The organism is Paenibacillus sp. NRS-1760 (genome assembly GCF_050467785.1).
Taxonomy (GTDB): Bacteria; Bacillota; Bacilli; order Paenibacillales; family Paenibacillaceae; genus Pristimantibacillus.
The window spans coordinates 478,649-498,412 of record NZ_JBITPK010000013.1; the positions used below are offsets into that span (position 1 = coordinate 478,649).

The window sequence follows — 19,764 nt, forward strand, 5'->3', positions numbered from 1 at the left end:
TTTCGTGAAAGGGGGAACAACAACGTCATGGCAAAAATTAATATATTGGACGAGCAGTTAGCCAACCAAATAGCCGCAGGAGAAGTGGTAGAGCGGCCTGCTGCAGTCGTCAAAGAGCTTGTTGAAAATGCGGTAGACGCTGGCAGTACAACGGTCGATATTATGATTGAAGAAGGCGGCTTATCGCTTATAAAGGTCATCGACAATGGCTACGGCATAGAGGCAGCCGATATCGTAACCGCATTTCAGCGGCATGCGACGAGCAAAATCTCTACAGCAAGCGACTTGTTCCGTATTGCGAGCCTTGGCTTTCGCGGAGAAGCGCTGCCAAGTATCGCAGCTGTTTCGAGGCTGCAGTGCACGTCTTCTGAAACGTCGACAGGACTTGCTCGCAGGATTGTGATAGAGGGCGGCAAGGTTACCATTGATGAACCAGCAAATGCGCCGCAGGGCACAGAAATGACCGTGCGGGATTTATTTTATAATACACCTGCACGCCTTAAATATATGAAGGCAATTCAGACGGAGCTAGGACATATTTCCGACTATATTAACCGCATCGCACTTGCTCATCCGGGCATAGCATTTACGTTCAAGCATAATGGAAATGTACTGCTTCGTACGCTCGGAACTGGCGATCGACTTCAAGTCATTGCGGCCGTTTATGGCTCAAATACAGCGAAGGTGATGCTCAAGATCGAAGCAGAAACTTCAGATTACGAGCTGAGTGGCTATATCTCGAAACCGGAGCTCACACGTGCGAATCGAAATGGAATTACTGCAATCGTTAATGGACGTTACATTCGCAGTCATACGATTAATCAGTCTTTGCTGCAGGCTTATCATACGCTGCTGCCGATCAATCGTTTTCCGCTTGCGATATTAGAAATAGGGATGCATCCAAGCTTGCTCGACGTAAACGTTCATCCATCCAAAATGGAGGTCAGGTTCAGTAAAGAACCGGAGCTTCGTACGATGATAGAGGATGCGATTAAAGCGGTGTTAGGTCGCCAGCGGCATATTCCGGGCCCAGAATCAAGCAATAAATTGGAGCGTTCAAAACCATTGTTCGTTCAAGATGCGATTTCTTTCCATCGCCCTGAGCCCATGGCGGAATCGTTTAAGCCTTACCAACCAACAACGACAAATAAGACGTCATCGACGCCTTACAAGCCACCGGTTATTGATCGGGAATATGTTCCTAGGAATGCGGCAGAGAAGCTTTATGCTCCTCCTCCAACGTTTCCTATTGATAACTTTACCGTCCGTGAAGCTCCCGCGCATATGGAGCAAGCATCTAATGATTCGGATTCTAATCTAAAATCACTTGAAACAGCCTTAGACACTGCTTCGTTACAGAACGCTGCTCAAGAAGCAGCTGTGACCCTTGAATTCGCTGAGGCTCGAGCTTACCAGACGGATGTACCGCAAGAGAACCTTTTTAATGAGGCGCAGGCGCCAGTAGTTCAAGCTATGATCGCCGAGCTGCCAACAGAAGAAGAAACAGTAGAGGATCAACCTTCCTTTCCTGAGCTCCACTGGATTGGACAGCACCACGGCACCTACATCGTAGCGCAGTCGGAGGATGGTCTTTATTTAATCGATCAGCATGCTGCGCATGAACGGATCAATTACGAATATTTCTTTCAAAAATTCGGAAATCCTGAGGCGGCTAGCCAACAATTGCTTGTTCCTTTAACACTGGAATTTACAGCAGGAGAAGCGATGCAATTAAAAGACCTTATTCCTATGTTCGCGCAAGCAGGCGTGGAGCTGGAGTCCTTCGGTCCTCAAACGTTTCTCGTTCGTTCCTACCCGGAATGGATGCCTCAAGGCGAGGAGCAATCCTTGCTTGAGGAAATGGCAGAACTGCTCATCTCCGAGCGAAAAACGATTGATATCGGAAAGCTTAGGGAAAAGGCGGCCATTATGTGCGCATGCAAAGCCTCCATTAAAGCAAATGATCGTATGAACCGTGAGGAAGGCGAGACACTCTTGACAAGGCTTGCAAACTGCAAACAGCCCTATACTTGTCCGCATGGCCGTCCAATCATCGTGCATCTATCGACCTATCAGCTCGAAAAAATGTTCAAGCGGGTGATGTCTTGATTGTTACAACAACGGCAAAGCCTTCAGAACGGGCTTTGGAGCAAGCAAGCCGGCTTTCTGAAGAGCTAGCCGCTTCGCTCAAAGCACGCGGAAACTTAACGGTTAACAAACTATTATCGTTAAGCGATGACAGTCAGTTAATCGTCGTAACCGAAGAAGAGGTTCGTTATTATGACGGACAATCAGAGACGCCGCTTTATTTTCACCCCAGCATGGCATATGTGCGGGTAAAACGGCTTCGGCGCGGTGAAACAGATCCTCTTATCCAACTTTCGGGATGTTTGGAAGGGGATCAAATCATTGATTGCACAGCAGGTCTTGCGTCGGATTCACTTGTATTTTCATATGCCTCTGGACCTAAAGGAGCTGTTACAGCGATTGAGAGCCAGCCCATCTTATGCGCTATCGTTCGAGAGGGTCTAGCAGGTTATGAGACAAGCCTTCCTGATGTGAATGAGGCAATGAGACGTATTGACATGAAGTGCATGAATCATTTGGATTACTTAAAAGAATTGCCTGACAATAGTGTTGATATCGTTTATTTTGACCCTATGTTTCGGAAACCGATTAACGAATCCAGCTCGATGGAGCCGCTTCGCGGCATTGCAAATATGGACGCTTTGTCGGACGAAGTGATTGAACAAGCGAAGCGTGTTGCCAGGAAAAGCGTAGTTCTAAAGGAGCATCAAGCTAGCGGTGAATTTGCTAGGCTCGGATTTGAACGCAAGCATGTGAATACTTCGAAAATTGCATATGGAGTGATAAAGCTTTGAATGAAGAAATAAACAATACGGAGTTAGATCAAGAAGGGCATCCGATTCGCAAGCAGCCTTTGCTAGTCCTCATTGGTCCTACAGCTGTAGGCAAGACACGAATGAGTTTAGATATTGCAAAAGCTTGGAATGCAGAGATCATCTCAGGCGATTCCATGCAGGTTTATCGCGGCATGGACATTGGTACTGCCAAAATCGGACTTGAAGAGCGAGAAGGCATTCCTCATCACCTTATTGACATTTGTGAGCCGGACGAAGCGTATTCTGCTGCTGATTTTCAAGCAGGAGCAACGAAGGCGATCGCGGAAATATCGGAGCGAGAAAAGCTGCCGTTTATCGTTGGAGGTACTGGCTTATATGTGGAGTCCGTTTGTTATCAGTTTCAGTTTGCTGAAATTGGTTCAGACACTGCATTCCGGCAAGAGCAAGAGCATTATGCGGCTGAATTTGGCGCAGAAGCTTTGCATGCGCGTTTAGCTGCCATTGACCCTCCAGCAGGGCAGAGATTGCACCCAAATGATATGCGGCGCGTCATCCGCGCGCTGGAAGTTTATCACATGACTGGACAAACCTTCTCCGATCAGCAAGCCGGTCAAACTAAGGTATCTCCATACGAGCTTTGCATCATCGGTTTGACTATGGACCGTGCGGAGTTGTATCGTAGAATAGAGCTGCGGATAGATGAGATGATGAAGCTAGGTTTAGTAGATGAGGTGAGGCGCCTACTTGAGAGAGATTTGCCGCCTGCAGCAGTTGCTATGCAGGGTCTTGGCTACAAAGAGATTGCACAATATTTACAGGGAGAATGCTCATTGGAAGCAGCGGTAGAGCTACTGAAAAGAGATACGAGAAGGTTTGCAAAACGCCAGCTTTCCTGGTTCCGTCATATGAAAGACATTCATTGGATTGATATGGGGGAAAATTTTCACAACAATTTGCAATCTGTTCATGATATAATAGCAGGAAAGTTTCAAGTTAATCTTGAATATACTTCTAATCAATCTTTTTAAGACGGGGGTAACGTCCAATGAACAAATCGATCAATATTCAAGATACGTTCCTGAATCAGCTTCGCAAAGACAACATACCGGTTACGGTTTTTTTAATGAATGGCTTCCAAATTCGGGGCGTTATTAAAGCGTTCGATAATTTCACGATTATCATCGACAGCGAAGGTCGTCAACAAATGGTATACAAACATGCTATTTCGACGTTCACCCCGCAGCGGAATGTTTCTCTTATGCAGCAGGATCATAACGGCTCCGATTCATAGGCTTAATCAGTTAGTGAAACTTTCTTATAACGTGTCTCGTTTAACTAGATAGCGGCAGGCAAGAGCAACCCCGCTCCAAGCTGGGTTGCTCTTTTCATTTTGTGGTAAAACTAGATTAGACAGACAATTGAACAACAGGAGGGGAGTCGGCTATGGCTGAACGACCAAGCAAAACAACTGCACCTAAAACTTCTAAACAAAAGAAGAAAAAGAAGATATCAGGAAAGAAATGGTTTTATGGATTATTTTTCACTGCTGTAATCGCCATCGTATGCGGCTTGATCGGATACTTGCTTATCGTGTTGAACGGTGAACGAGTTCTGACTGAAAATGCGAACAAGCTGACTATGGGTGAAGCATCCATCATTTATGATGTGAATGGCAATGAAATTTCACGATTGTCCGATCCCAATGAAAATCGTGAGATTGCTGAATTTTCGGAAATTCCAAAGCAATTGCTTGATGCTATTGTTGCAACAGAGGACCAACGTTTCTATGAGCATTCAGGAATCGATTTTTTTGCTATCGGACGTGCTGTTGTGAAGGACGTTATCGCTCGCAGCGCTGTTGAGGGAGCAAGTACGATTACCCAGCAGCTTGCCAAAAACGTATTTCTAACCGCGGATAAGACGTTTTTCCGTAAAGCAACGGAAGCCTCTATTGCGGTAGCGCTTGAGCACAAAATGTCCAAGGAACAAATATTAACGATGTATTTGAATCGAATATTTTTTGGCAAGAGAGTACATGGCGTTAAGGAAGCAGCCAAGTATTATTTCGACACTGATCTTGATAAGCTGGAGCTTTGGCAGATTGCTACTATTGCCGCTATGCCGAAAGCGCCGAACCGCTACAATCCAATAAATCATCCTGAGGATTCGATGAACAGGAGAGCAGTCGTGCTTAAGCTTATGTACGATCAAGGCTTGATTACGGCAGCAGAGATGGCAGAAGCGAAAGCGGTCGTGTATGAAATCCCTAAAAATCATGAAGAAAGAAATACCGAAAAGTATCCAGCATTTATTGATTATGTGGTTGAAGAAGCGATGGAGAAGACTGGGAAATCCGAGGAAGAGCTTCGGATCGGAGGTTTCCGGATTTATACGTCGCTAAACCCGCAAGCACAGGATACGATGGATACACAGTTTAACGATGATGACAACTTTGAGAAGAGCAAGGATGACCAACAGGTGCAAGGCGCAATGATCATTATTGATCACCGCGATGGCACGATTCAAGCTTTAACAGGCGGCAGAGATTACGTGAAAAAGGGACTTAACCGGGTAGAGGTTCCTCGCCAGCCAGGTTCAGCTTTCAAACCGATTATCTCTTACGGTCCTGCTCTTGAAACAGGCAAGTATTATCCATGGACTGTACTTGCAAATGACAAGAAATGTTACGGCAGCTATTGCCCAACGGATAGATGGGGAGCAACTGCAGTTACGATGCAGCAGGCGATTAAGGATTCTCGAAATCTTGCCTCCGTTTGGATGCTGAATCAAGTAGGCTTGAAGCAAGGGTTTGCTTTTTCAAGCAAGCTTGGCATCGAGCTTGAGAAAGATGATCGTAATTTAACAGCTGCTCTTGGGGGCTTGTCCAAAGGTGCAACGCCTATGCAAATGGCAACAGCTTATAGCGTGTTTGCGAACGGCGGCAGATCTGTTGATCCTCATGCGATTTCGAAGATTGAAGGCAAAAATAATTATAAATACGAATATAAAGCTCCACCTTCTAAGCAGCTCATGTCTGAAAGCACTGCCTATTATTTGACCGAGATGATGCAGACGGTCGTACAAAAGGGCGGTACGGGTACAAGAGCAGCAATTGATCGTCCATTGGCAGGTAAAACAGGTACTACGCAGCATGGTATTCCAGGCTACAAAGGCTCGGGTATCCGGGATGCCTGGTTTGTTGGCTACACGCCGGAGTGGACAGCAGCCGTATGGATGGGATACGATAAGACAAATGTGGAACATATCCTTAAAACGGGCAGCAGTCAAGCGGCTTCCATGTTCTCCAAGGTTATGAAACCTGCAATGAAGGATGTAGCGAAGTCAAGCTTTAAGAAACCGCAAGGCATTAAAGAAAATAAACCGCCGGCAACGATAACAAATTTTAAAGCAGTATTTATTCCAGAAGAAATGAAGGTTCAATTGTCGTGGGATCCGTATCAAGATGGAAAGGTCACTTATCAGGTTTACCGCAAGGAAGCTTCAGAAAGTGACTTCATCCGCTTCGTAGACTCGCTCACTTCCACAGGGGTAGATGATATGAGTGCATTCCCGGGAATGACCTATGAATATTATGTTGTGGCTTATGATGCTGAGCAGGATATGGAAAGTGCTCCATCTCAAAAAGTTAAGATCAGCATTCCGGAAACAGAAGTGAATCCGGATGTGCCAATGGAGCCGAATCCAGATGAGCCAGACGGAGGAGAGCCCACACCTCCAGTAGAAGGCGGTGATGGAGAACCGACGCTGCCTCCAACTGATGGTACAGATCCAGGAACAACTGAACCGCCAGGATCAGGAAATGGGACGGGTGAACCAACACCGACGCCAACTCCAAGCACTGGCACAAATACGAACAACAGCAACAATGCTCTAGGAAATACTGAAACCGGCGGCAATACGTAAGAAACGGGTGGTTAGCAATGGCGAATAGAAAGAGAGCACCATTCTTGTATTTAATCATTGTTGTCGCAGCAGTTATGGTTATAGCTGGCTGCGGCAATGATGGTTCAGGAAGGGATAGTGCTTCAGCTTCAGCCAAGTTGATGAACTGGGACAAGATGCCTGATATGCAGATTGATCTCGACAAGTCGTACTTAGCAAAGTTTAAAACGACTAAAGGAGATTTTACAGTCAAGCTGTTTACGGAAGACGCGCCGGTAACGGTGAACAATTTTGTTTTTCTCGCTAGAGAAGGCTTTTACGATGGATTAACTTTTCACCGTATTATTGAGTCTTTCATGATTCAAGGCGGAGATCCAAAAGGAAACGGATACGGTACTCCAGGTTATTCGATTCCAGATGAACTAAGTTCGGAAATGAAATACGAAGAAGGAATTGTCGCGATGGCAAACGCAAGCAAGCCTAATTCGGGAGGCAGCCAATTTTTTATTTGCACAGGACCTGATGCTGCAAATTTAAACCGCGAGCCTAATTATACGATATTCGGCAAGGTGGAGAGTGGCATGGATGTTGTAAAAGCCATTTCGAAGACGCCTTTGAAAAACAACTTGCCAACTGAAAATATCGTCATTGATTCGATTGAAATCGTTGAGCAATAAGAGGAATACCGCCTTTCGGGGCGGTATTCTTTTTATTTTATCGCAAAGAGCTTGGTTTATTTTGGCTGTCGGCTGGAGATGGACGTTAAGTTATGGTAATCTTTTTTTATAGGTAAATTTCAACTGTCGTTGGTCGCAAAATGTTCGTTGTGTAAACAAAGCCAAGAAGAGCTGAGCAGGTTGCTTGCGAGCTTTTCCCAAATGAACGGAAGGGTACGTTCCGTATGAAGAGAAAATTTTCAGACCGAGCTAACTGGCGGCGTATCTTGCGTAAGAGCTATACGTGCCTAGCGCTGGACGGTGAAGAGTTCAAAGGTCTCGTGACGTTTTACCGGATTCATGAATTGCGTGAGCCGTTATGGAAGGAATATAACGGACGTAGATTATGTTTGGCAGATCGTGGATACTTGTGGATGCAGCATTTTCCAAGAGGCGAGCATTTTGTCGTCACGACGATGTTTGATGACAAGGGACGCGTCGTGCAATGGTATATCGATGTTTGCAAAACGCAAGGCTTAACCGATCAGCAGGTGCCTTGGTTCGATGATTTATATTTGGATGTGGTTGTGCTGCCTAGCGGCGAGGTATTTCTCATGGACGAGGATGAGCTAGAGGATGCCTTAAGGCAAGGTGATGTTAATGGCAAGGATGTTGCACTTGCACGCAAAACAGCAGGGAAATTATTATCGAGCATACGAAACGGACGGTTCCGGTATTTTACGCTGAGCCTTAAGCATCGCAAGAGCTTGCTTGCAAAAACCGGGGAATTAAGCGAATCATGAGGAAGGCAACCGTCTCAAGGAGCAGCCCGCGCAGAAGATCGAAGAAAAAGCGACCGTGGCTGCTCTTGTTTCGTGTTGTTGCCTGGTTAATATGTGCAGGCGTGTTCTGGTGTGGATATTTACTGTGGTTAATTAATGGTTTCGATACGAATAAGCCACTTGTTCCATCGGATGCAGGCATCGTTCTTGGTGCTGCTTTGTGGAATGATGTGCCAAGTCCAGCACTGAAGGAACGGCTTGACCTTGCTTGGCAATTATACAAGGCGGGTACGGTAGACAAGCTTATTTTGACAGGTGGATTGGATGGCAACGGTTCAAAGAAAACAGAAGCCGAGGGTATGAGAGACTATCTCATAACAAAAGGTATTTCAGCTGACAAGCTGTTGCTAGAAAATAAGGCGACCAGCACGTACGAAAATCTTGAATTCAGCAAGAAGATCGCAGAGCACCAAGGCCTGTCAACACTAATTGTCATCACCCATGATTATCATGCTGCAAGATCAACGGAGATAGCCAAAAAGCTTGATTTTGTTCAGTTTCAAGTCACTGGTACAAAATCAAAGGTGCTAAATCCTGTCTATAATGAGTCGCGTGAAGTACTAGCTTTTACAAAGTGGAAGCTCGACTCTTTATTGCTTAGTCTCGGATTTCACTCTTCCGATTCGAAGCTGTAAATCTGCTAATATGCTGCTGCAAAGTAGAATAAACTTGTAGTGCGGTTAGCCGCTACAGCTTTCGAAGCAAAGGATAGGTGATGCCACAGATGAGTGGACACGTCAAATCGGGATCCGGCAATGGCACTGCAAGGCCTTCCCGTCAAATCAATGTGGTCCTAAGAACGCAAGAAACATTTCAGACTGGGGCCTCTGCTCCTGCTTTAGAGACAGAACCGTTGCCTGCAGTGAAGCCGCTGCCGGGCGTCGATCATTATGCTGACATTCAGAAAGAGCTTGAACCGATGATTGGCATGGACAATGTGAAATCTCTTGTGTACGAAATATATGCGTTGCTTTATATTAGCCGAATGCGTTCTGAAGCAGGATTATTTGGCGGCTCTCATGTGTATCATATGATTTTTAAAGGCAATCCAGGGACAGGGAAAACAACAATCGCCCGCATCGTCGCGAAGCTGTTTCAAAAGATGGGTGTACTCACCAAAGGACATTTGATTGAAGTGGAGCGAGCTGATCTTGTTGGCGAATATATTGGACATACCGCTCAGAAGACGCGAGATCTCGTTCGAAAAGCAATCGGCGGCGTGTTGTTTGTTGATGAAGCGTACAGTCTAGCTCGGGGCGGGGAAAAAGATTTTGGCAAGGAAGCAATCGATACGCTTGTAAAAGCAATGGAGGATCACAAAAATCATTTTGTGCTCATACTCGCGGGTTATCCTGCCGAAATCGACGATTTTTTGCTCACAAATCCAGGATTGCCGTCACGTTTTCCGATCCAAATTGAGTTTCCAGATTATTCGGTTGATCAACTGATTCAGATTAGTGAGCTCATGGCTAAGGACCGTGATTATATATTGCAGCCTCAGACCATATTTAAACTAAGACAGCATTTAATGCAGGAAAAGCTAAACACTATGTTCTCGTTCAGCAATGCCAGGTATGTTCGAAATGTGATAGAGAAAGCGATCAGGTTTCAGGCCGTTCGTTTGCTTACGCAGTATGCCAGTTCCGTTCCCGCAAAGCAGGAATTAATGACGATTAGACCAGATGATTTAAAGTGGGACACGAAACCAATATGATTGCGTAGTTTAGAAGGAGTATGAGATGAGCGAGATAACATTCGATACGAATACGAACATGATTGAAAAAGCGATTCTGATTAGCTTAGTTACGTCAAAAGACAAGCGGAAAGGCGGAGACCCCGAGCTATCGCTACAGGAGCTTGTACAGCTGACGGAAACAGCAGGGGTTGAAGTGCTGACGACTATTACGCAAAACAAAGAAACCGTCGATTCCAAATGGTTTATCGGCAAAGGAAAAGTTCAAGAGGTTAAGGCTCTAGCTGATGAACTGGGCGCTACAACGGCTATATTTGATCAAGAGCTGTCCGGCGCTCAGGTTCGTAATTTGGAAGAATCACTGGATTTGAAAATCGTTGACCGTACCCAGTTGATTTTGGATATTTTCGCAGGTCGTGCCAAAACGCGCGAAGGTATTATTCAGGTTGAGCTGGCGCAGCTCAGCTATCTTTTGCCACGTCTATCTGGACAAAGTAAAAACTTGTCACGGCTTGGCGGAGGCATTGGTACCCGCGGTCCAGGTGAAACGAAACTCGAGACGGATCGCCGTCATATTCGTGATCGGATTTTTGACCTGAAGACGGTGCTTGATGAGGTTGTCCGCCACCGTAAACTGCATCGCGAGCGTCGCAAAAAATCCGGCGCCATTCAAGTAGCTCTTGTTGGCTATACGAATGCCGGGAAATCGACACTGCTTCGCGAGCTTACTCATGCAGATGTGTATGTAGAAAATCAATTGTTCGCAACGCTTGATCCCACCTCAAGAACACTTGAGCTGCCAAATGGCCGAGAAATTATACTTACAGATACGGTAGGTTTTATTCAAAACTTGCCGACAGATCTTGTAGCAGCATTTCGGGCGACGTTAGAAGAGGTGTGCGAAGCTGATCTAGTGCTTCATGTCATCGATAGCAGCTCTCCAATGCGGGATGAGCAAATTGCAGTCGTTAACAAAATATTAGGTGAGCTTGGCGCTGCGGATAAACCCTATATTATGGTCTACAATAAGAAGGATATGTGTGTAAATAACGGTTCTTTAGCAGATTTGCCGATTACTAGCGGCGATAATCTTGTCATTAGCGCGTATGATGCTGGGGATCTAGAGCTGTTAAAGCAAACCGTGCAAGATAAGCTCAGCGGAGACGTAGTAATCTTTAACGTACCAGCAGAGCGAGGAGATTTGATCGCACTTGCTTATCGAAGCGGTGAGGTTATCAATCAAGAAGTGAATGAAGAAAGCTTACGACTAACCGTTCATGTGAGTAAGCAGGAATACGAGCAGCACGGTCATCGTTTGAAACAATATATTGAGTAGGGTTTGCTTGCGAAGTAGTTTTGCTGCGCAAAACTTAGGCATATGCTTACGAAGTGATTTTGCTATGCAAAATTTAAGGAGAAGATATCATAATGAACAGGCAACATGTAAACCAAAGACTATGGGAGCACCTAGAGCAGCTAGCAGAGCAGTCCGAGGTGCTTGCCTCAGAAGCTTTTCGCAGCATTGACAAGATAGCTGAGCGGAATCAGTGGAAGGTCATAGAAGCGTTTCAACATCACAAAGTAAGCGATTTTCATTTTACCGGTTCAACGGGATATGGCTATAATGATCGCGGACGTGAAATACTTGATCTTGTTTACGCAGAGGTAATGGGAGCGGAAGCGGCTATTGTTAGGCCGCATTTCGTTTCTGGAACACATACAATCAGCTGTGCCTTATTTGGAGTGCTGCGCCCTGGGGATGAGCTCCTGTACGTTACGGGAAGACCTTACGATACGCTGCATAAAGTTATCGGGAAGCCTGGAGACGGCATGGGCTCCTTGCAGGATTGGGGCGTGAAATATTCTGAGGTAGCGCTCCTTGAGGATGGTGGATTGGACTGGGCTCAAATTGAGCAAGCGATCTCGGAAAAAACGAAGGTCATCGGTATTCAGCGCTCGCGTGGTTACGATTGGAGAGCTTCATTTACCGTTTCGGAGATTGAAACTATCGTAAATAGGGTAAAAGCAATAAAGCCGGACCTGATTGTTTTTGTGGACAATTGTTATGGTGAATTTACAGAGCTGCTCGAGCCTACTCAAGTTGGAGTAGATTTGATGGCAGGCTCGCTTATCAAAAACCCAGGCGGGGGCTTAGCTGAAACGGGGGGCTATATTGCCGGGAAAGCTTTTGCCGTCGAAGCTGCTGCTTACCGCTTGACTGCTCCGGGCATCGGCGGCGAGGTAGGCGCAATGTTAGGCACGCTTCGCTCCATGTTCCAAGGTTTATTTTTAGCCCCTCATTTAGTCGGACAAGCGATCAAAGGAAGTGTGCTTGCTGCTGCTTTATTTGAAGAGCTTGGGTTCGAAACAAAACCGAGATGGAATGAGCCGCGTACAGATCTCATCCAAGCGGTTCGTTTTGGACAAGCTGATCATTTAATCGCTTTTGTTCAAGGGATACAGCAGGCAGCTGCTGTTGATTCGCATGTGGTTCCCGAGCCTTGGGACATGCCTGGATATGAGAATGCTGTCATTATGGCGGCAGGAACGTTCATTCAAGGAGGCAGTTTAGAGCTATCAGCTGATGCTCCAATACGCGAACCTTACATTGCATATATGCAGGGTGGACTGACGTATGCTCACGCTAAATATGGTGTTTTAACCGCATTATATCGCCTTGTAGACAGTGGTTTAATTGTGATTAAACCTTACATAACTTGACACATTTGCGTTGTAACGGTTAGAATGAACATATAAAAGAGCGACTGGAAGGTTGATGCGACATGGCTGATGATATTCGCAGAAATATGGCCTTATTTCCCATCGGCATCGTTATGAAGCTGACGGATTTAACAGCCCGCCAAATCCGTTATTACGAGCAGCATGAACTAATCGTTCCTGCAAGAACAGCAGGCAATCAGCGGTTATTTTCATTTAATGACGTAGAACGGCTTTTGGAAATTAAATCGTTAATTGAGAAGGGCGTTAATATCGCCGGCATTAAGCAAGTAATGAATCCTGTATCCAAGGAATCTGATGATGCGACAATTGTCAGTGAGCAATCGGAAGTGAAGCGCCGTGAGCTATCCGATCAGCAGCTTCACCGACTGCTTAAACAGCAATTGCTGGAGAAAAGACCTGGACAAGCTTCGCTAATTCAAGGACAATTGACTCGTTTCTTAAATAAGCGCTAATTTAACATGATAACTATTGCTTCGCAAACTAAGGAGATGATTCTGTGAGTTACACTAAAGACGATATTAGACGTATAGCACAGGAACAAAATGTTCGATTTATTCGTTTGCAATTTACGGATTTGCTCGGAACAATTAAAAATGTTGAAATTCCTGTAAGCCAGCTTGAAAAAGCGTTGGATAACAAAATGATGTTCGATGGTTCTTCTATCGAAGGTTATGTACGTATTGAAGAATCAGATATGTATCTGTATCCTGATCTTGATACATGGGTTGTATTCCCATGGGTAACTCAAGATCGTGTTGCTCGCTTGATCTGTGATATTTACATGCCAGACGGAACGCCATTCGCTGGAGATCCGCGCGGTATTTTGAAACGTGCACTGAAGGAAGCAGAAGATCTAGGATACACAGCAATGAACGTTGGTCCAGAACCGGAATTTTTCTTGTTCAAAACCGATGAGCGCGGCGAACCTACGACTGAGCTTAATGACCAAGGCGGTTATTTCGACTTAGCGCCTATGGATATGGGTGAAAACTGTCGCCGTGAAATCGTTTTGACACTTGAAGAAATGGGCTTCGAAATTGAAGCATCCCATCATGAAGTGGCACCAGGCCAGCACGAGATCGACTTTAAATATGCCGACGCGATTAAAGCGGCTGACCAAATTCAAACATTTAAGCTAGTCGTAAAAACAGTTGCTCGCGAGCATGGGTTGCATGCTTCATTTATGCCTAAACCGTTGTTTGGCGTGAATGGTTCGGGTATGCACTGTCACCAATCGTTGTTTAAAGGCGATACAAACGTGTTTTACGATGAGAAGGACAAACTTGGCCTAAGTACTGCTGCTCGTCATTACATGGCAGGAATTCTGCTTCATGCGCGTGCAATGGCTGCGATTACGAATCCTACAATTAACTCCTATAAACGTCTAGTGCCTGGTTATGAAGCGCCTTGTTATGTAGCATGGTCTGCAAGCAACCGCTCGCCAATGATCCGTATTCCTGCTTCGCGCGGTCTTAGCACACGTGTAGAAGTACGGAATCCAGATCCGGCTGCTAACCCGTATTTGGCACTTGCTGTAATGCTCAGAGCTGGTCTTGACGGCATTCAAAACAAGCTACCTTTACCAGCACCAACAGATCGGAACATCTATATCATGACAGAGGAAGAGCGTCAGGATGCAGGCATCCCGAGCTTACCGCTTGATTTGAAAGAAGCACTGGACGAAATGCTCAGAAGCGACATCATCTGCGATGCGCTGGGTGATCATGCTCTTGCTCATTTCTACGAACTTAAAGAAATCGAGTGGGATATGTACCGCACACAAGTTCACCAATGGGAACGCGATCAGTACTTGACACTTTACTAAAATTCAAAAACCTCAACGCTGCTGGCGTTGAGGTTTTTTTTACATTCAGTTATACAGCTGAAATAAAGCCTGATGAAGTGAAGGCGCAGGCATTTGTTAATCACATGTCGATAAGTAGCCTATATAGTCGCTCAGCAGCGTCTATGATGCGCTGAGTACGGTTTTAGAGAAGATCAAATATATTTAAAGCAATGGACTCAATACGCTCCTAAAGGAAAGTATACAGGTCTAAGAGCTACGGTCTAGTGCTTGTATGTCGATGAAATATATGCGTCATTAGTAAAATAAACCTTTATAGGATCAGTCCAACACATGGATAATGTGTTTGTGGCTGGTCTTATTTAGGTTGAATAGAGCCAGTACCACATAGAGTTAGTACTATTCGGGTGGTTATATTGTTGTTATATTCATAATAGCTAATCAACCCAAGCTAATAAACGAAATCGTGACATATATTTTAAACTCAAAAACGACCTAACTATAACTTGGATAATCAACGATAAATGAGGTGAGCAGCATGACAGAAACTAGAATAGATGAAGAAACCAATAGCAGTATTTATGTGTTGCTTACGGACACGGGCACATGGTTTACTCGGTTGATCAAATTATTTACTGGTGCACCCTATAATCACGCTTCACTTGCACTGGATATAAATCTGAAGAATATATACAGCTTTGGGCGTAAACGTGCGAACAACCCGTTAATCGCTGGCTTTGTCAAAGAAAACGTCTATACTGGAACCTTTCGATATTTCCCAAATACGCGCTGTGTTCTTCTAAAGATTGCTTTATCAGAAAAACAACATGCCGCATTGCTTCAATACATTCGTGAGTTTGAAAAAAATAAAGAAAATTACCGATACAATTTAATCGGATTGTTAGGAGTACTGCTTGAGCTTAATATCGAGCCAACAGATTCGTATTTCTGCTCCCAGTTTGTTGCTGAAGCCATGCGGAGCAGTGGTATAAACTTGTGGGAACGACCATCCGCGCAAGTTACACCTCATGATTTTCTTAAACATGAGCAAATGCAAATCGTATATGAAGGATTACTTTATGATTATCCGAAACTTGACCGCAAGAAGCTAATACGAATTTCTAATATAAGAACAACAGCCGTACTGTTAAGAAAACGTGTAATTTAACATCTCTCCATTTAAAAATCAAATTAATGGTTGGAAGGAGTATGAAAAGCAAAAAGAAGATCCATTTGATGGATCTTCTTTTGTTAATATGAAGAATGGCTCAAATACGAATTAATATCCGAAGCCAAAGCCGCCGCAACTGCAAGCAATGATCACCAGTAGAATGAATAATACTAAGATGATTCCTAAGCTTGAGAAAGCTCCACCCACGTAACCGGACATTTTTCAATGCACCTCCTTACGAGTTGAATACACAGTATGTTATGCGTGATAAATTCATAGTGATTGGGTGTTTGTCATTAGCTGATGAATTCATGATTTCGTAACTGTGAACGATAAGATCGCTGGCTTTGCATTAACCAAAAAAGTAACTGAATATGACAGACACTATAATTTACTTGCACATTTTTTTATTATGCGAAAATATAGAAGATCTGGTGTTGGCAAACAAGCAGCTACGCTAGTTATACAAAAGCATAGCGGAGAGTGGGAGCTGTGTCAGCTTGAACGTAATGTTCCCGCACAACAATTTTGGACCCATGTCATTGGAGAGCTCACAAATCAGAATTTTGATGAAAGGCATGAGAATGGCAGACGTTACCAAACCTTTAAGCAAGATCGTTAAAATAATAGCCAAAGAAAAGGCTGAATCAACATCGTTGATTCAGCCTTTTCTTTATGTACATATTAATTGGTATTAATGAATATCACGGAAAAGTCCAATGACTTTACCTAGAATCGTTACATTTTGAAGTAATATAGGCTGCATTGTGGAATTTTCCGGCTGCAAACGAATATGATTTTTCTCTTTGTAAAATGTTTTGACTGTTGCTTCATCGTCCTCAGTCATTGCAACTACGATCTCACCATTGTTTGCCGTTTGCTGTTGACGAACAATAACATAATCCCCGTCATGAATACCTGCTTCAATCATACTCTCGCCCATGACATTCAATATAAAAACACTGCTGTCACCAACAAAATGGGAAGGAAGCGGGAAATATTCTTCAATATTTTCTGTAGCAGTAATCGGCACACCAGCGGTAACTTTACCAACAATAGGTACTCTAGCTACGGAAAGCGGGATAATGCCATCAGAGCCTTCTTGATCCAAAATTTCAATAGCACGCGGTTTAGTAGGATCTCGGCGTATTAAACCTTTTTTCTCTAGACGGTCCAAATGACCGTGAACGGTTGAACTGGACAACAATCCAACAGCTTCGCCGATTTCTCGAACGGAGGGTGGATAGCCTTTCTCCCGAACTTCATTCTTAATAAATTCAAGAATTGAATGTTGTCGGTTAGAAATCTTCGACACTGCAATCACTCCATTAGTAGGTTTGCAAAAAATTATAACATAGAACTCGAGTTCGTACAAACATAAGTTCTTAAGTACAGAGGTTCGTATTTTTTCGTTGACACCAAACATCTGTTCGTGTATTCTAAAAACAGAACAAACGTTTGGGGTGTTGATAAATGATAACCAGTCCAAGTTTTTATAGAACCATTCATAAACAAGATACGAACAAAGCAACAAAGGTCAACCGCTTGATTAGGCATTTCATAAAGCGTCATACTGTTAAGCTCGTCGTTTGCACTGCTGTGTTTTTTTTATTATTTACGAGCTTCCTACTTATGGGAACATACGCTTCGAGTAATACTCCCGAAGCCGCTTCCGCGGAAGAACAAATTATTAGGGTGCAATCAGGTGATACACTCTGGAATATTGCAAAACAAGTTTCAGATGGCAGCCATGATATCAGATATATCGTATATTTGATTAAAGATCGGAATGATCTGCAATCAACAGTTATAAAGCCAGGACAGAAGTTAATTATTCCTAGCATTTAGCTTGATTTTCCATTACAATTCAATAGTTCATACAAAAAATTACTTTCTATTTAAAGTAGATGCTGGCCAATCTACTACTTTAGAAAGTTTTTTTATGTTTACTGCAGGGTTAACCCTTAGTTTTGCCGTCTATTAAAGGGGACTGAAAGGAGATGCTATTTTGTTACGAGTTGAAGAGTTATCCCACTCATTTATGAATGGGCATGAAACGACCACTGTACTGCAGAAAATAAGCTTTCACGTACATAAGGGAGAAATGATTGCGTTGTTAGGGAGCTCCGGTTCCGGTAAATCTACATTACTGAACTTAATGGCTGGCTTAATGAAGCCTACAGAAGGCCAAATCTTTATTGCGGACCATAATATTGTAACGATGAATGAAAACCGCTTGGCAGAGTTTAGACGGAAGCATATCGGATTTATTTTTCAAGCGTATGAGTTGATAGCCAACTTGACGGTTAGGGAAAATGTGGAGCTTCCGCTTGTATTTCAATCGATGCATCCTTCAATACGGAAGAAAAAAGCTCTTTCGTTATTAGAGCAGGTGGGAATTCCTGATAAAGCAGAGTTATTCCCATCGCAGCTCTCGGGAGGACAACAACAGCGTGTCAGTATTGCAAGATCATTGATAACAGAGCCATCGGTTATTTTTGCGGACGAGCCTACCGGTAATTTGGATACCAAAACAGAGGAAGAAATTATTATGATTTTGAAGCAGTTGAATAAAACGATGGATACTACCTTTATTATCGTAACCCATGAACGTGAGGTAGCAGCACAAACGGAAAAAATTATCACGCTGCGAGATGGTTATCTCGTAACGGATCAGGAAGCCGCACGAGAAAGTATGCTTGCGGGGGGAATTCAAATTGAGAATTAGTGATATTACAAGATTATCATGGGATCAGGTAAGGCGTAGAAAGGTTGTAACGGCATTATGCGCTGCGGGTATTTCAATTGGATGTGCAGCAATTATAATCGCACTCAGTATCGGTGAATCTGCTCAAGTTTACATTGAGAAACAAATGAATAGTTACTTGAAGATGGATGAAATAACGGTAACAGCGAGTACAGGAGCATACGCTGGCGGCGGAGCATCTTCGGCTGATGAAGATTCTTTGCAGAAAGGCAAGTTAACCAAGCAAAAGCTTGACATCATGAGACAAATCGAACATGTCAAAGCGGCATCACCATATCAACAGCTTAACTATATGGAGACGATGACGTTAGATGGGCTTACTTCACAAATTCAAACCGAAATTATAGGTACAGATATTGAGATGCTTTCTGCTTTTGGAAATGACATCAATCAAGGAGAAGCAACGAATGTATTAGGAACCATCGTTCTTAACTATGGAGCGACAATGGGATTTATTGATGAAGAGTCGAAACGTAAGATTCGAGAGCAAATCGATGCCAATCCCTATGATGAAACGGTTTATCAGCAATTTGAGAAGTTAAATCGTGTGCCAGGAGCCTTATATCAGAAGCAAATACAGCTTCGTTCCACTTCACCTGATGGCCAAGTCGTGTTGAGCGGACCCCTCCGGGTAATAGGTGTGCTCAAGAAGCCAGCTGGAGTCAGTGATGAGCAGTCGATGTATGACAAAAAAGGATATGTCTCATTAGAGACGGCGGAGCTTCTAAAGAAAGAACTGAAGCTAGGGAATGATGAGCAGGAAGCTTATAACTCTATTATTGTAAAAGTAGATAACCAAGCAAAGATTGAACAAGTAGAGAAGCAGCTGCAGAAACTAGTCGTTTCGACGCGAACAAATCTACAGCAGAAGGAACAGCTCGCAAATGAATTTAAAATCATTAAAGCTGCAGCACTTGGTATTGGTGTGTTTATTCTGATCATAGCTTCGATATCAATCGTAGTAGCGATGACGATGTCTACCTATCAGAGACGTAGACAAATTGGGATAATGAAGGTGCTTGGTGCGAATTTGGCTCAAATCCGCAACATGTTCATCATCGAGGCAGCACTGCTCGGATTGCTTGGTGGATTGTTAGGTGTACTTTTCTCGTATTGGATTGTATGGGGTATAAATGCCCTCATTTATAACTTATCCGGCGAGACGGACTCTGTCATTATTTTTATTCCATTTATAACGATTCCAATAGGCATGGCTTTTGCGCTTGCTACAGGTATACTATCGGGTATTTATCCAGCAATAAGCGCTTCACGTACGGATGCTTTAACAGCGATTAGGCGCGATTAATTTATGGTTGAAGAAG

The 19,764-nt window shown here is 43.9% G+C and carries 20 protein-coding genes; 18 read left to right on the plus strand and 2 right to left on the minus strand.

What is annotated here, in order from left to right:
* Positions 1 to 27: 27 nt before the first annotated feature.
* The 14 genes from mutL to ACIFSR_RS17815 all read left to right on the plus strand — a co-directional run bounded on the left by mutL (position 28) and on the right by ACIFSR_RS17815 (position 15,672).
* Entirely contained in the window at positions 28 to 2,109 is a 2,082-nt protein-coding gene (gene mutL / locus ACIFSR_RS17750; protein WP_430058816.1) for a DNA mismatch repair endonuclease MutL, read from the plus strand.
* Complete coding sequence (locus tag ACIFSR_RS17755) at positions 2,106 to 2,882, plus strand: class I SAM-dependent methyltransferase (RefSeq protein ID WP_430058819.1); 777 nt, start codon at positions 2,106 to 2,108, stop codon at positions 2,880 to 2,882. Before mutL ends, ACIFSR_RS17755 begins: the two co-directional genes overlap by 4 nt.
* Entirely contained in the window at positions 2,879 to 3,892 is a 1,014-nt protein-coding gene (gene miaA, locus ACIFSR_RS17760) for a tRNA (adenosine(37)-N6)-dimethylallyltransferase MiaA (protein ID WP_430058822.1), read from the plus strand. The genes ACIFSR_RS17755 and miaA overlap by 4 nt, the downstream gene beginning before the upstream one ends.
* A 17-nt stretch (positions 3,893 to 3,909) precedes the next feature.
* Positions 3,910 to 4,155 (plus strand): RNA chaperone Hfq, encoded by a 246-nt coding sequence (gene hfq, locus ACIFSR_RS17765; RefSeq protein ID WP_169081614.1) that lies wholly within the window; start codon positions 3,910 to 3,912, stop codon positions 4,153 to 4,155.
* A gap of 152 nt (positions 4,156 to 4,307) precedes the next feature.
* Positions 4,308 to 6,788 (plus strand): PBP1A family penicillin-binding protein, encoded by a 2,481-nt coding sequence (locus ACIFSR_RS17770; RefSeq protein ID WP_339202720.1) that lies wholly within the window; start codon positions 4,308 to 4,310, stop codon positions 6,786 to 6,788.
* A gap of 17 nt (positions 6,789 to 6,805) precedes the next feature.
* A complete protein-coding gene (locus ACIFSR_RS17775; protein WP_430058826.1) occupies positions 6,806 to 7,444 on the plus strand; it encodes a peptidylprolyl isomerase in 639 nt (212 codons plus the stop codon).
* 224 nt (positions 7,445 to 7,668) lie between these two features.
* Complete coding sequence (locus ACIFSR_RS17780) at positions 7,669 to 8,226, plus strand: DUF402 domain-containing protein (protein WP_076265800.1); 558 nt, start codon at positions 7,669 to 7,671, stop codon at positions 8,224 to 8,226.
* Positions 8,223 to 8,900: a YdcF family protein gene (locus ACIFSR_RS17785; protein WP_430058829.1), complete on the plus strand. Its 678-nt coding sequence runs from the start codon at positions 8,223 to 8,225 to the stop codon at positions 8,898 to 8,900. Before ACIFSR_RS17780 ends, ACIFSR_RS17785 begins: the two co-directional genes overlap by 4 nt.
* Positions 8,901 to 8,989: 89 nt before the next feature.
* Positions 8,990 to 9,979 (plus strand): AAA family ATPase, encoded by a 990-nt coding sequence (locus tag ACIFSR_RS17790; RefSeq protein WP_339202714.1) that lies wholly within the window; start codon positions 8,990 to 8,992, stop codon positions 9,977 to 9,979.
* Between the two features lie 25 nt (positions 9,980 to 10,004).
* A complete protein-coding gene (hflX, locus tag ACIFSR_RS17795; protein ID WP_339202713.1) occupies positions 10,005 to 11,294 on the plus strand; it encodes a GTPase HflX in 1,290 nt (429 codons plus the stop codon).
* Between the two features lie 92 nt (positions 11,295 to 11,386).
* Complete coding sequence (locus ACIFSR_RS17800) at positions 11,387 to 12,679, plus strand: aminotransferase class I/II-fold pyridoxal phosphate-dependent enzyme (protein WP_339202711.1); 1,293 nt, start codon at positions 11,387 to 11,389, stop codon at positions 12,677 to 12,679.
* A gap of 62 nt (positions 12,680 to 12,741) precedes the next feature.
* The gene (locus ACIFSR_RS17805) at positions 12,742 to 13,152 is read left to right on the plus strand and encodes a MerR family transcriptional regulator (protein ID WP_053376247.1); all 411 of its coding nucleotides are present in this window, start codon (positions 12,742 to 12,744) and stop codon (positions 13,150 to 13,152) included.
* 44 nt (positions 13,153 to 13,196) lie between these two features.
* Positions 13,197 to 14,525, plus strand: coding sequence for a type I glutamate--ammonia ligase (gene glnA / locus ACIFSR_RS17810; RefSeq protein WP_339202707.1), 1,329 nt, complete (start codon positions 13,197 to 13,199; stop codon positions 14,523 to 14,525).
* Positions 14,526 to 15,042: 517 nt separating this feature from the next.
* The gene (locus ACIFSR_RS17815; RefSeq protein ID WP_430058835.1) at positions 15,043 to 15,672 is read left to right on the plus strand and encodes a hypothetical protein; all 630 of its coding nucleotides are present in this window, start codon (positions 15,043 to 15,045) and stop codon (positions 15,670 to 15,672) included.
* Positions 15,673 to 15,783: 111 nt separating this feature from the next.
* Here ACIFSR_RS17815 and ACIFSR_RS17820 read toward each other — a convergent pair whose 3' ends face one another.
* Positions 15,784 to 15,894, minus strand: coding sequence for a sporulation protein YjcZ (locus tag ACIFSR_RS17820; protein ID WP_083681511.1), 111 nt, complete (start codon positions 15,892 to 15,894; stop codon positions 15,784 to 15,786).
* Between the two features lie 106 nt (positions 15,895 to 16,000).
* On the opposite strand from ACIFSR_RS17820, the gene ACIFSR_RS17825 reads away from it, so the two are divergent.
* Positions 16,001 to 16,297, plus strand: coding sequence for a GNAT family N-acetyltransferase (locus ACIFSR_RS17825; RefSeq protein ID WP_430058838.1), 297 nt, complete (start codon positions 16,001 to 16,003; stop codon positions 16,295 to 16,297).
* Positions 16,298 to 16,369: 72 nt separating this feature from the next.
* Here the strand turns inward: ACIFSR_RS17825 and lexA are convergent, their stop codons facing one another.
* A complete protein-coding gene (gene lexA / locus ACIFSR_RS17830) occupies positions 16,370 to 16,990 on the minus strand; it encodes a transcriptional repressor LexA (RefSeq protein WP_054024635.1) in 621 nt (206 codons plus the stop codon).
* A 158-nt stretch (positions 16,991 to 17,148) separates the two neighbouring features.
* Between lexA and yneA the strand changes: the two genes are divergently transcribed.
* The 3 genes from yneA (at position 17,149) to ACIFSR_RS17845 (ending at position 19,748) form a co-directional block, all read left to right on the plus strand.
* On the plus strand, positions 17,149 to 17,523 hold the full coding sequence (yneA, locus tag ACIFSR_RS17835) for a cell division suppressor protein YneA (protein ID WP_430058841.1): 375 nt from the start codon (positions 17,149 to 17,151) through the stop codon (positions 17,521 to 17,523).
* Positions 17,524 to 17,683: 160 nt separating this feature from the next.
* The gene (locus ACIFSR_RS17840) at positions 17,684 to 18,403 is read left to right on the plus strand and encodes an ABC transporter ATP-binding protein (RefSeq protein WP_076265809.1); all 720 of its coding nucleotides are present in this window, start codon (positions 17,684 to 17,686) and stop codon (positions 18,401 to 18,403) included.
* On the plus strand, positions 18,393 to 19,748 hold the full coding sequence (locus ACIFSR_RS17845; protein ID WP_430058845.1) for an ABC transporter permease: 1,356 nt from the start codon (positions 18,393 to 18,395) through the stop codon (positions 19,746 to 19,748). Before ACIFSR_RS17840 ends, ACIFSR_RS17845 begins: the two co-directional genes overlap by 11 nt.
* Positions 19,749 to 19,764: the final 16 nt, after the last annotated feature.